Source organism: Roseateles sp. P1_C6 (assembly GCF_056406315.1).
Window position 1 is genome coordinate 447,986 of record NZ_JBFUAK010000004.1, and the last position, 12,418, is coordinate 460,403.

Sequence of the window (12,418 nt, forward strand, 5' to 3'; positions counted from 1 at the left end):
CACCCAGCGGCCGCCGCGCAGTGTGTCGCGACCTGTGACCATTTGCTTCAAGGCTGCGCCAGCCTGCCGTGAAGTCGTTCACGTCGCTCCCCTCGCCTCGGGGCTTGCCGCGTCAATGTGCCGCGGCTGCCGAACGCAAACGCAGCACCTCCACGGTGTCGATCTCGCCGGCGCCATGCCCGAAGGACTGGCGCAAATGGCTGGCCAGCGCGGCCAGATCGTCCGCGGACAGCAGGCCGGCAAAGGGTGGCATGCCATACGGCCGCGGGTGGCCGGGCGTGGCCGGCGCGAAGCCGCCGCGCTCGATGACGCGGATCAGGTTGGCCGCGCTGGCCTGGCTGACCAGGCGGCTGCCCGCCAGCGCCGGGTAGGCGATGGCGCCCGATTCGTCGTGCCGGCCTTCGCCCTGCGCACCGTGGCAGGCGGCGCAATGCTCGCGGTAGAGGCCGGCGCCGCGCTCGCGGCGGGCGGGGTCGGGCCGCGCGGGCTCCGGCCGAGCGGTGGGCTGCTGCGGCAGCGCGCGCAGATAGGCGGCCATCGCGGCGAGGTCGGCGTCGTTCAAGGCCGCCGTGCTGCCCAGCACGACCTCGGCCATCGGGCCTTGGGCCGCGTGGCCGTCCGCGTGGCCGTCGCGCAGCCAGCGCTGCAGCGTCTGGGCCGGCCAGCGCTGCACGCCGGCCTCGGCGGGGTCCAGCAGCGACGGCGCCTGCCAGCCCAGGCCGGCCAGCAGGCCGCCGCGGAAATCGGCGGCACCCTGGTCGCCGCCCAGCGCATCACGCCCGGCATGGCAGGCGCTGCAGTGGGCCAGGCCCTGGCTCAGGTAGGCACCGCGGTTCCAGGTCGCGTCATGCGCCGGGTCGGGCCGGTAGACGCCGGGGCTGAAATACAGCGCCCGCCACGCGGCGATCGCCAATTGGCTGCCGTAGATGCCGCGCAACTCATGCGCCCGGCGCGTGGCGGCCGCGGGCGGTTGGGCCTGCAGCCAGGCGTGCAGCGCGTCGGCGTCCTCGCGGGTGACGAGGGTGGTGTTGGTGACCGGGTGCGCCGGCACCAGCAGCCGGCCGTCGCGGCTGGTGCCCAGGTGCAGGGCCCGCCAGAAGTCGTCGCTGCTCCAGCCGGCCAGGCCGGTCGCGTGGGGCGTCAGGTTGGGCGAGAAGACGGTGCCGAAGGGCGTCGGGATGGCGCGGCCGCCGGCCAGGCGCTCGCCGCCGCGGGCCGTGTGGCAGCCGGCGCAGTTGCCCACCGCCGCCAGGTAGGCGCCGCGCTCGAGGCTGACGGGCGTGCTGGACGGCGGTGTCGCGTCGCTCAGGCCGCGCTGCCAGGCCAGCAGCGCGAAGCCGGCGGCCGTGGCGAGCAGCACCAGCAGCACCAGGGCGATCCATGCCCGCCTCATGGCTGCAGCCCCCCGCAGCGCAACGGCGCGGGCGCGGCCAGTGCGGCGGCCGGGTGCGGGTCGGCCGGCATGGGCTGGCCGGCCAGGAACTGCGTCATCGCGTTGATCTCGGCCTCGGTCAGCGTCTTGGCGATTTGCGCCATGCAGTCCGGCGCCAGCGCGCGGCGCTGGCCGCTGCGCCAGGCGCCTAGCTGGCCGTTCAGGTAGTCGCGCGACAGGCCCAGCAGGCCCGGCACGCCCGGCTGCGTGCCGGTCAGCCGCGCTCCATGGCAGGCGGTGCAGGCCGGCAGGCGGCGGGCGGCGTCGCCGCTGCGGATCAACGCCTCGGCGCGGGCCAGCTCGGGCGCCGGCAACGTGGGCTTTTGTGGCGGCGGGTAGGGCAGGTCCAGCGACGCGAAATGCCCGGCCAGCTCCTGCAGATAGGTGTCGGACAGCGGCGCGATCAGCTCGCTCATCAGCCCGTAGTCGCGCCGGCCGTCGCGGAAGTTCAGCAGCTGGTTGTACAGATAGCCCGCCGGCTTGCCCGCCAGGCGCGGGTAGTAGCCATCGGGCGCAGCACGGCCCTCCTTGCCGTGGCAGCCGGTGCAGGCCAGGGCACGCTGCGCCAGCGTGTCGGGCACGGGGCCGGCCTGGCTGCAGGGGCCGATGAGGAGCAGCAGGCTGGCGGCCAGCGCGTTGAGCAAGGGGGAAAGCATGAGGCAGGAGTGTGGCATTCGCTCAGCAGCTTGAGCGTTGCCGCGGGCCGCGCGGCGGGGCGGGCCTCTAGCATGCGGCGCCCCGTCCGCATCCAGGCCAGACCATGTCGATTTCCGCCCCGCTGTCCCTGTTCGCCTTGGTGCTGGCGTTGTCGGGCACGGCGCCCGCCCAGGCGCGCGAACGGCTGGACTGGTCTGCAGGCTGGCGCTTCACTCAAGGCGATCCGCAGGGTGCCGCGGCCTTGCGCCCGGCCGACTTCAAACCCTGGCTGCTGGCTGCCGCCGCGCCGCTGCTGGCCACGGCGCCACCGGCACCGCCCGCCGGCCCGGCGCCGGGCGAGGCACTGGCCTACGCCGCCCGCGATTTCGACGACGGCGGCTGGCGCCTGCTGGACCTGCCGCATGACTGGGGTGTGGAGAGCCCCTTCAGCCAGGCCCTGCCCGGCGAGACGGGCAAGCTGCCCTGGCACGGCGTGGCCTGGTATCGCAAGCGCCTGGCACTGACGATTGGCGACGCCGGCAAGCGCACGGTGCTGGAGATCGACGGCGCGTTGTCCAACTCGGCCGTCTACTGCAACGGTCGGCTGGTGGGCGGCTGGCCCTATGGCTACACGTCCTTCCAGGTGGACCTGACCGGCTGCCTGAAGCCGGGCGCCGACAACAGCCTGGCGATCCGCCTCGACAACCCGCCCAGTTCCTCGCGCTGGTATCCGGGTGGCGGCCTCTATCGCCACGTCTGGCTGACACGCACCGACGCCGTCCATGTGCCGGCGGGGCAGGTGTTCGTGCGCACGCCCGAGGTGTCGGCCGAGCGGGCGACGGTGGCGGTGCGGTTGGCGGTGGCCAACGAGGGCCCGGCGCCGGTCAAGGCCGACGTGACCGTTGAGGTCTACCGGGCCGACGCCAACGGCCGCCCGGTCGGTGCGCCACTCGTGCCGGCGCGCGAGCAGCCGCGAATGCTCAAGGCCGGTGAGCGCACGCTGCTGGACTTCGATCTGCGGCTGGCCAGGCCGGCGCTGTGGGCCGTGGCCTCGCCGCAGCGCCATGTCGCCGTCACCGTCGTGAAGCAGGGCCGGCGCGTGCTGGACCGCGTGGAGACGCCGTTCGGCGTGCGCCGCGTCGCCTTCACGGCCGACGACGGCTTTCACCTCAACGGCCGCCGCGTGCAGCTCAACGGCGTCTGCATGCACCATGACCTGGGCGCGCTAGGCGCCGCCTTCAACGTGCGCGCCGCCGAGCGCCAGCTGGAGTTGCTGCGCGAGATGGGTGTCAACGCCATCCGCACCAGCCACAACCCGCCCGCGCCCGAGCTGCTGGAGCTGACCGACCGCATGGGCCTGCTGGTCATCGACGAGCTGTTCGACACCTGGACCCAGGCCAAGAAGCGCCAGGACTACCACCAGCATTTCGCCGACTGGTCCGAGGCTGACCTGCGCGCCTGGGTGCGGCGCGACCGCAACCACCCGTCGGTCATCCTGTGGAGCACCGGCAACGAGATCCACGAACTGGGCCGCGCCGATGGCCCGGCCGTCTCCACGCGCCTGGCCGAGCTGGTGAGGCAGGAGGACCCGACACGCCTGGTCTCGGCCGCGGCCCATGTGCTGCAGGCCGGCTACAACGGCTTCCAGAAGACGGTGGACGTGTTCGGCTACAACTACAAGCCCAAGGAATACGCCAAGTTCCACGCCGCCAACCCGGCCCAGCCGCTGTATGGCAGCGAGACGGCGTCGACGATCAGCTCGCGCGGCGAATACGTCTTCCCGGTGGACGACAACCCGGCGCTGGGCCGCGCCAACTTCCAGGTCAGCTCCTACGACCTGGTCGCGCCGCCCTGGGCCACGACGCCGGACGCCGAGTTCCGCGCCCAGGACCAGCAGCGCTTCGTCGCCGGCGAGTTCGTCTGGACCGGCTTCGACTATCTGGGCGAGCCCACGCCCTTCAACGACGACAGCAGCAACCTGCTGGACTTCCACAGCGCCGAGGAGCGCGAGCGGGCCAAGGAGGAGTTGCAGCGCCTGGGCAAGATCCAGATGCCGTCGCGCAGCTCCTATTTCGGCATCCTGGACCTGGCGGGCTTCAAGAAGGACCGCTTCTACCTCTACCAGGCGCGCTGGCGGCCGGACCTGGCCATGGCGCACATCCTGCCGCACTGGAACTGGCCGGAACGCGTGGGCCAGGTCACGCCGGTGCACGTCTACACGTCGGGCGACGAGGCCGAGCTGTTCCTGAACGGTCGCTCGCTGGGCCGGCGCCAGAAGGGCGCGCTGGACTACCGGCTGCGCTGGGACGACGTCGTCTACGAGCCGGGCGAACTGCGGGTGGTGGCCTACAAGGCGGGCAAGGAATGGGCGCGCAGCCGCGTCGCGACGACCGGCGCGGCCGAGAGCCTGCAGCTGGCGGTCGACCGCGCGGCGATTGCCGCCGACGGGCGCGACCTGGCCTTCGTCACGGCGACGGTGGTGGATGCCGCTGGCCAGCCCGTGCCACGCAGCAAGCCCCAGCTGCTGTTCACGCTGGAAGGCCCGGGCGAGCTCGTTGCGACCGACAACGGCGACGCGACCGACCACACCGCCTTCAAGTCCACCGAGCGCCGCGCCTTCAATGCGCTGGCGCTGGCCATCGTGAAGCTCAAGCCGGGCGCGACCGGGCCGGTGACGCTGCGCGTGGCCTCGCAGGGGCTCAAGGCCGCCGAGGTGGTGATCCGGCCCTAGCCGCGGCTGCCGAAGATGGCCGAGCCGACGCGCACCATCGTCGAACCGGCCGTGATCGCATCTTCCAGGTCGGCGCTCATGCCCAGCGACAGCGTGTCCAGCGCCAGGCCGCCAGCCTTCAGCTCGCCGAACAGCGCGGCCATCGCGCGGTGCTGGCCCAGCGCCTCGGGGCCGGGCTCGGGCACCGCCATCAGCCCGCGCAGCTTCAGCCGGGGCAGGGCGGCGACCTGGCGGGCCAGCGCGGCGACTTCACCCATCGGCAGGCCGCTCTTGCTGGCCTCGTCGCTGATGTTGACCTGCAGGCAGACGTTCAACGGCGCCAGCTCGGCCGGGCGCTGCTCCGACAGCCGCTGGGCGATCTTGAGCCGGTCCACCGAATGCACCCAGTCGAAGGCTTCAGCCACGGGCTTGGTCTTGTTGGACTGCAGCGGGCCGATCAGGTGCCATTCGATGCCGGCGCGCAGGTCGGCCAGCTCGCCGACCTTGGCCAGGCCTTCCTGAACATAGTTCTCGCCGAAGGCGTGGGCGCCGGCCGCGAAGGCTTCACGCACGGCGGCGGCAGGGAAGGTCTTGCTGACAACCAGCAGGCGTACCGCCTCGGGGGGACGCCCGGCTGAGACACATGCCGCCTGGATGCGGCTTTTGATGGATTGAAGGTTGTCGGAGATCGCCATAATGGTCCGAGCATTCCACGGAACATCATGGACATCACTCAGCTGCTGGCATTTTCGGTCAAGAACAAGGCATCCGACCTGCACCTCTCGGCTGGGCTGCCACCCATGATCCGCGTGCATGGCGACGTGCGCCGCATCAATGTCGAGGCCCTGGACCACCGCGCGGTCCACGACATGGTCTACGACATCATGAACGACTCGCAGCGCAAGGTTTACGAGGAAACCTTGGAAGTCGACTTCTCGTTCGAGATCCAGGGCCTGGCGCGTTTCCGCGTCAATGCCTTCAACCAGAACCGCGGCGCGGGCGCCGTGTTCCGGACCATTCCGAGCAAGATCCTGTCGCTGGAGCAGCTGGCCGCGCCCAAGGTCTTTGCCGAACTTGCGCTCAAGCCCCGCGGCATGGTGCTGGTGACCGGCCCCACCGGCTCCGGCAAGAGCACGACGCTGGCGGCCATGGTCAACCACCTCAACGAGAACGAGTACGGCCACATCCTGACCATCGAGGACCCGATCGAGTTCGTGCACGAGTCCAAGAAGAGCCTGATCAACCAGCGCGAGGTCGGCCCGCACACGCATTCGTTCGCCAACGCCTTGCGCTCGGCGCTGCGCGAAGACCCGGACTGCGTGCTGGTCGGCGAAATGCGCGACCTGGAAACCATCCGCCTGGCGCTGACCGCGGCCGAGACGGGTCACCTGGTGTTCGGCACGCTGCACACCTCGTCGGCCGCCAAGACCGTCGACCGTATCGTCGACGTCTTCCCCGCGGCCGAAAAGGAAATGGTGCGGGCGATGGTGTCGGAGTCGCTGGTGGCCGTCATCTCGCAGAGCCTGTGCAAGCTGAAGGACGGCACCGGCCGCGTCGCGGCGCACGAGATCATGCTGGGCACCTCGGCCATCCGCAACCTGATCCGCGAGAACAAGGTGGCGCAGATGTACTCGTCCATCCAGACCGGTAATTCGCAGGGCATGCAGACGCTGGACCAGAACCTTACCGACCTGGTTCGCCGCAACATCATCTCGGCTGCTGAAGCCCGCTCCAAGGCGAAGTTCCCTGAGAACTTCCCCGGCTGATCGCAAAGGACACGCACCATGGAACGCGATCAGGCCTCCAAGTTCATCAACGACCTGCTGCGGCTGATGCTGTCGCGCAAGGGCTCGGACCTCTTCCTGACGTCCGAGTTCCCGCCCGCCATCAAGGTGGACGGCAAGCTGACCAAGGTGTCGCCGCAGCCGCTGACCGGCCAGCACACGCTGCAGCTGGCGCGGGCCATCATGAACGACAAGCAGGCGGCCGAGTTCGAGCGCACCAAGGAGTGCAACTTCGCGATCTCGCCGCACGGTGTCGGGCGGTTCCGCGTCAACGCCTTCCTGCAGCAAGGCCAGGTCGGCCTGGTGCTGCGGACCATCCCGTCCACGTTGCCGACCATCACGTCGCTGGACCTGCCCGTCGTGCTGCGCGAGGTGGTGCAGCACAAGCGCGGCCTGGTCATCGTCGTGGGCGCGACCGGCTCCGGCAAGAGCACGTCGCTCGCCGCGATGATCGACGAGCGCAACGAGACGACCTACGGCCACATCGTGACCATCGAGGACCCGATCGAGTTCGTGCATCCGCACAAGAACTGCATCGTCACGCAGCGCGAGCTGGGCCTGGACACCGACAGCTGGGAAGCGGCGCTGAAGAATTCGCTGCGCCAGGCGCCCGACGTCATCCTGATGGGCGAGCTGCGCGACCGCGAGACCATGGAGCACGCGGTGGCCTTTGCGGAGACCGGCCACCTGTGCATGGCCACGCTGCACGCCAACAGCGCCAACCAGGCGCTGGACCGCATCATCAACTTCTTCCCCGAGGACCGCCGTCAGCAGTTGCTGATGGACTTGTCGCTGAACCTGCGCGCGCTGATCTCGCAGCGGTTGCTGCCGCGCCGCGAAGGCAAGGGCCGCGTCGCCGCCGTCGAGATCCTGCTGAACTCGCCGCTGATCTCCGACCTGATCTTCAAGGGCGAGATCAGCGAGATCAAGGAGCTGATGAAGCGCTCGCGCGAGCTGGGCATGCAGACCTTCGACCAGGCACTGTTCGACCTCTACGAGGCCGGCAAGGTCACCTACGAGGATGCGCTGCGCAACGCCGACTCCGTCAACGACCTGCGCCTGCAAATCAAGCTCAACAGCGAGCGCGCGCGCAGCGGCGACCTGTCCACCGGCACCGAACACCTCACCATCCTCTGAGCATGAGCACCCGCAGCTACGACCCCGTTCCTTCCCGCCGCGTCGCCTTCCTGGGCCTGGGCGTCATGGGCCATCCCATGGCCGGCCACCTGGCGCGTGCCGGCCATCAAGTCACCGTCTACAACCGCACGGTGGCCAAGGCCGAAGCCTGGGCGAAGGAGTACGGCGGTTCGTTCGCCGCCACGCCGGCCGATGCCGTGAAGGGTGCTGAGTTTGTCTTCTGCTGCGTCGGCAACGACGACGACCTGCGCTCCGTCGTGCTGGGTGATGTCGGTGCGTTTGCCGGCATGGCGGCTGGCGCGGTGTTTGTCGACCACACGACGGCCTCGGCCGAGATCGCCCGGGAGCTGCACGCCGAAGGCGCGAAACGCGGCATCCCCTTCATCGATGCACCGGTCTCCGGCGGTCAGGCCGGTGCCATCAATGGCGCGCTGACCGTCATGTGCGGTGGTGACGCGGGACCCTTCGACGCCACCAAGCCCATCGCGCTCGCCTTCGCCAAGGCCGTCACGCTGCTGGGCGGCCCGGGTTCGGGTCAGCTTGCCAAGATGGTCAACCAGATCTGCATCGCCGGTGTGCTGCAAGGCCTGTCCGAGGCGGTGCGCTTCGGCCAGACCGCGGGCCTGGACATGGTGCAGGTGCTGGAGGTCATCGGCAAGGGTGCAGCGCAGAGCTGGCAGATGGACAACCGCGGCAAGACCATGGTGGTGGGCCAGTTCGACTTCGGCTTCGCGGTCGACTGGATGCGCAAGGACCTGGGCCTGGTGCTCGACGAGGCCCGCCGCAACGGCGCGCGCCTGCCGCTGACCGCGCTGGTGGACCAGTTCTACGCCGACGTGCAGGCGCTGGGCGGCAACCGCTGGGACACGTCCAGCCTGATCAAGCGTCTTTGAATCAAGCGCGCCGCCGGGGCTTGCCCGTGAGCATCGGTGTCCCCTCGGGGGGGCCGTCCAGCGCCGCAGGCGCTGGACGAGGGGCTTACTTCTTCGGGGCGGTGCGAGCGAGTTCTTCCTCGGTAATGATCTCGAAGGCGCGCACCACCTTGCGCACGCCGCTGACCTGGCGCGCGATCTCCGTCGCGCGGTCGGCCTCGCGCTCCGTCACGCGGCCCATCAGGTACACCTGACCGCGTTCGACGACGACGTAGAAGGCGTTGCTCAGCAGGTCGCGCGCCTCGATGAGCTGGGCCTTGATCTTGCCCTGGATGACCACGTCGTTGGAGCGGCTGCTCAGCGAGCTGGCGGCCATGACGGCGGTCTCGTTCAACACCTTCTGCACGTTCTCCACGCCGCCGACGATGCCGTCCAGCGCCGCGCGGGACTCCTCGGAGTTGGCCTCGCCGGTGATCAGCACGACGCGGTTGTAGCTGTTGACGGTGGCATGCACCTTCTCGCCCAGCTGCTCGCGCACGCGGGCGCCGGCCTTGACCTCGATGGTCTCGTCCTCGAGCTGGGAGCCCGAGGTGCGGCGGTCGGTGGCGACGGTGACGCCGCCCACCATCGCGCCGCCGATCAGCAGCGGCGCGCAGCCGGTGGCGAGCGTGCTGGCAAGAACGGCGGCGGTCAGGGTCAGGGTGAGCTTCTTCATCGGGGATTCCATCAAAGGGTTATTCGTCGCTGCCGAGCAGTTGCAGGTCGACGGCGTCGGCCAGCGCATGCAGCAGCACGCGCTGGGCTTCCACAACGCGCGGCTCGCGGCCGTGGCTGACGCGGATCTGGATGTCGGTGTCCTGCAGCACGCCGCGCCACTCGTCGGCCGCGCCGGGCGGCTGGGCGGTCAGCGCAATGATGCTCATCTCCTGCGCGTGGGCCACCGCCAGGATGGGCTGCCAGGCGTCGCGCTGCTCGCGCAGAGGCTCGATCATGATGAGCACGTCGCCCGGATGACCGTGGGCCTGCAGCAGTCGCGCCAGGTCCAGCCCGGCGGCTTCGCGGGCCTGGGCGGCCAGGCTCCAGGCGGCGAGTCCAGGGCGCTCCTGCTCGAAGCGGCCGGCGAAGCGGGCGGCGAGGTAGTCGGCGTCCATGCTGGCCAGGCCCTGGGCGGCGCACAGGATGCGATTGCCGCCGGTGATGGCGTCCACCACCATCTGCGCGGCCATCGCGAGGGGCCGGGCCAGTTGCTCGGCGGCTTGGTAGAGCAGGTCGGCGCTCTCGAAGAACTGCTGCTGGATTCTTTGTTCGATCATCAGAGGGGAATCATAGTCAGCTCAAATCGAAGGCTCCCTGTAACCAGGTGAGTTGCTCACCGTCGAGCGCGACGACGTCGAAACGGCAGGGCGGCGGGCTGGCGTGGCGCAGCAGGTAATGCTGGGCGGCGTAGATCAGCCGCTGCTGCTTCTTGACGGTGACGCTGGCCGCCGCGCCACCGTGCGAGGCATCGGCCCGCGCCCGCACTTCGACGAACACCAGTGTGCCGTCGCGGTCCGTCAGGATCAGGTCCACCTCGCCCGCGCGGCGGCTGGGGCCGGCGGCGACTCGATAATTCCGCTCCAGAAGGCGCAGGCCCGCACGTTGCAGATGGGCCAGTGCCGCGTCCTCGGCCGCAGCGCCGCGGCCCGTCGTGTCCGGTTTAGATCGAGAGCCCCAGTTGAACATCGATGCCTCCCTGCTTTGCCAGGCCGCCGCGGCCGCGGCCGGCGGCCAGCAGTATCCGGCCGCCACGCTCTACCTCGTCGCGACGCCCATCGGCAATCTCGCCGACCTGTCCTTGCGCGCCATCCATGCCTTGGGTCTGGTCGACGCGCTGGCCTGCGAGGACACGCGCCAGGGCGGCTCGCTGCTGCGCCACCTGGGCCTGCACAAGCCGCTGATCGCGCTGCACCAGCACAACGAGCGCGAGGCCAGCGCCAACGTCCTCGCGCGGCTGGCGACCGGTGAGCGCGTGGCCTACGCGTCGGACGCCGGCACGCCGGCCATTTCCGACCCCGGCGCGGTGCTGGTGCAGGAAGTCGTCGCCGCCGGCTACCGCGTGCTGCCGCTGCCGGGGCCCAGCAGCGCGGTGACGGCGCTCAGCGTCGCGGGCGACACGGCGGCGCAGGGCTTTGCATTCGCCGGCTTCCTGCCCACCAAGGCCGGCGAGCGCCGCACGGCTCTTCAGGCGGTGCTGGCGGTCGAAGGCCAGAGCCAGGTCGTCTTCGAAGCGCCGCACCGCATCGTCGAAGTCATCGCGCTGCTGGCGGAACTGGCGCCCGAGCGCCGCGTGACGGTCTGCCGCGAGCTGACCAAGCAGTTTGAAAGCATCCACACGGCCGAAGCCGCGACGCTGCCCGCCTGGCTGGCGGCCGATGCGCAGCGCCAGCGTGGCGAGTTCGTGCTGGTGCTGCACGCCCGCGCGCCCGTGGCGGCGGCGGATGACGCGCTGCCCGACGAGGCGTTGCGCGTGCTGGCGCTGCTGGCGGCCGAACTGCCGCTGAAGCAGGCCGTGGCGCTGGCCGCGCAGATCAGCGGCGCGCCGCGCAACCGGCTCTACGAAGCCGGCCTGGCCCTCAAGCGCGGCGGCGACGAATGAAGAAACCGCCCGCCGCCAGGCCCAGCACGAACAGCGCGGCCGACGCGGGCTCCGGCACGGCAGCGGCCAGCAGGTAGATGTCGCCGTTGATGCCCACGGCATAGAGCGCGCCGTCGCTGCCTTCGCCGAAGCTGGTCAGCGTGCCGCCGCCGAAAGGCGAGGCCAGTGGCGTGGCGGTGCCGCCGCTCAGCGTCCACATGCGGCCGGAGATGTAGTCGCCGAAGACATATTTGCCCTGCAGGCTGGCGTCCGCGCCGCCGCGGTAGACGTAGCCGCCGATGACGGTGGCGTCACCCGCGCTGCGGCCGTAGTCGTACACCGGTTCGGTCAGGTTGGGGGGCGTCGGATCGTTGATGCCGGGCGTCGGGATCGTGCCTTCGCGCACGCGCCAGCCATAGTTGGCGCCTCGGCCCAGGCCGCTCGCTGCCGACGCGAAGTCGATCTCCTCGCGCGCGCCCTGGCCGACATCGCCCATCCACAGGTCGCCGGTCTGGCGGTCGAAGCTGTTGCGGTAGGGGTTGCGCAGGCCATAGGCCCAGATCTCGTCATTGCCGGCCGCGCCGACAAAGGGGTTGTCCGTGGGCACCGTGTAGCCGCCGGCGGCCTGGGGCGTGATGCGCAGCAGCTTGCCAAGGTTGCTGTTCAGGTTCTGCGCGTTGTTGTCGGGGTCGTTGCCACTGCCGCCGTCGCCGGTGGCGATGTAGAGCTGGCCAGGGTCGGCATTGCTGAAGCCCAGCCAACCGGCCTTGTGGTTGTTGCGGCCGGCGGGCTGGGCGATGGAGATGATGGTCTTGGCGCTCGCCGCGTCGGGCCGACCATTGGCACCCAGCGTGTAGCTGGCGACGACGGTGTTCAGCGTTGTCTTGTCGATGTAGTCGACGTACAGACGGCCATTGGTCGAGAAGGCGGGGTCGAAGGCCAGGCCCAGCAGGCCGCGCTCGCCGCCCGTGTCGACCTGGGTGGAAAGGTCCAGCCAGGCGGAGCCGTCGCCACCGAGGATCTTGACCCGCCCGGTCTTCTCGACGACGAAGAGCCGCGAGTCACCGCTGGGTGCTGTCAGGAAGACCGGCTGCTCGAAACCCGAGCCGACCAGTGTGGCGGCGGGCGCGGCCCCGGCCGCGGCCAGCGCAAGGCCGGCCAATGCAAGCAATTTCATGCAGCGCTCCAACGTGGTGCAGGAGCGCTGGATGCTGTGCTTGCGTCGGGTCGGGT

General features: G+C 70.4%; 12 protein-coding genes. 5 read left to right on the forward strand and 7 right to left on the reverse strand.

From position 1 onward, the window contains the following. Positions 1-112 precede the first annotated feature (112 nt). Positions 113-1,393 (reverse strand): c-type cytochrome, encoded by a 1,281-nt coding sequence (locus AC1D29_RS10825; protein WP_477897059.1) that lies wholly within the window; start codon positions 1,391-1,393, stop codon positions 113-115. Beyond that, a complete protein-coding gene (locus tag AC1D29_RS10830; protein ID WP_477897061.1) occupies positions 1,390-2,088 on the reverse strand; it encodes a c-type cytochrome in 699 nt (232 codons plus the stop codon). Before AC1D29_RS10830 ends, AC1D29_RS10825 begins: the two co-directional genes overlap by 4 nt. 104 nt (positions 2,089-2,192) lie before the next feature. On the opposite strand from AC1D29_RS10830, the gene galB reads away from it, so the two are divergent. Beyond that, entirely contained in the window at positions 2,193-4,799 is a 2,607-nt protein-coding gene (gene galB, locus AC1D29_RS10835; protein WP_477897063.1) for a beta-galactosidase GalB, read from the forward strand. Here galB and AC1D29_RS10840 read toward each other — a convergent pair. Continuing rightward, entirely contained in the window at positions 4,796-5,476 is a 681-nt protein-coding gene (locus AC1D29_RS10840) for a YggS family pyridoxal phosphate-dependent enzyme (protein WP_477897312.1), read from the reverse strand. The two genes, galB and AC1D29_RS10840, sit on opposite strands and share 4 nt — an antisense overlap. Positions 5,477-5,500: 24 nt before the next feature. On the opposite strand from AC1D29_RS10840, the gene AC1D29_RS10845 reads away from it, so the two are divergent. From AC1D29_RS10845 to AC1D29_RS10855, 3 genes are read left to right on the forward strand one after another with little or no spacing between them, the layout of a single operon-like run. After that, on the forward strand, positions 5,501-6,544 hold the full coding sequence (locus AC1D29_RS10845) for a type IV pilus twitching motility protein PilT (RefSeq protein WP_477897065.1): 1,044 nt from the start codon (positions 5,501-5,503) through the stop codon (positions 6,542-6,544). 18 nt (positions 6,545-6,562) lie between these two features. After that, entirely contained in the window at positions 6,563-7,699 is a 1,137-nt protein-coding gene (locus AC1D29_RS10850) for a PilT/PilU family type 4a pilus ATPase (protein WP_477897067.1), read from the forward strand. A 2-nt stretch (positions 7,700-7,701) separates the two neighbouring features. Beyond that, entirely contained in the window at positions 7,702-8,592 is an 891-nt protein-coding gene (locus AC1D29_RS10855) for an NAD(P)-dependent oxidoreductase (RefSeq protein ID WP_477897069.1), read from the forward strand. 85 nt (positions 8,593-8,677) lie between these two features. On the opposite strand, the gene AC1D29_RS10860 is transcribed toward AC1D29_RS10855, so the two are convergent. From AC1D29_RS10860 to AC1D29_RS10870, 3 genes are read right to left on the reverse strand one after another with little or no spacing between them, the layout of a single operon-like run. Further along, entirely contained in the window at positions 8,678-9,286 is a 609-nt protein-coding gene (locus AC1D29_RS10860; protein ID WP_477897071.1) for a BON domain-containing protein, read from the reverse strand. A gap of 19 nt (positions 9,287-9,305) precedes the next feature. Continuing rightward, the gene (locus AC1D29_RS10865) at positions 9,306-9,884 is read right to left on the reverse strand and encodes an SIS domain-containing protein (protein WP_477897073.1); all 579 of its coding nucleotides are present in this window, start codon (positions 9,882-9,884) and stop codon (positions 9,306-9,308) included. Positions 9,885-9,900: 16 nt separating this feature from the next. Then, positions 9,901-10,293 (reverse strand): YraN family protein, encoded by a 393-nt coding sequence (locus AC1D29_RS10870; RefSeq protein WP_477897075.1) that lies wholly within the window; start codon positions 10,291-10,293, stop codon positions 9,901-9,903. Here AC1D29_RS10870 and rsmI point away from each other — a divergent pair. Further along, positions 10,286-11,206, forward strand: a complete 921-nt coding sequence (rsmI, locus tag AC1D29_RS10875) for a 16S rRNA (cytidine(1402)-2'-O)-methyltransferase (RefSeq protein ID WP_477897077.1) — start codon at positions 10,286-10,288, stop codon at positions 11,204-11,206. The genes AC1D29_RS10870 and rsmI overlap by 8 nt on opposite strands. Here rsmI and AC1D29_RS10880 read toward each other — a convergent pair. After that, positions 11,184-12,362 (reverse strand): PQQ-dependent sugar dehydrogenase, encoded by a 1,179-nt coding sequence (locus tag AC1D29_RS10880; protein WP_477897079.1) that lies wholly within the window; start codon positions 12,360-12,362, stop codon positions 11,184-11,186. The genes rsmI and AC1D29_RS10880 overlap by 23 nt on opposite strands. Between the last annotated feature and the right edge of the window lie 56 nt (positions 12,363-12,418).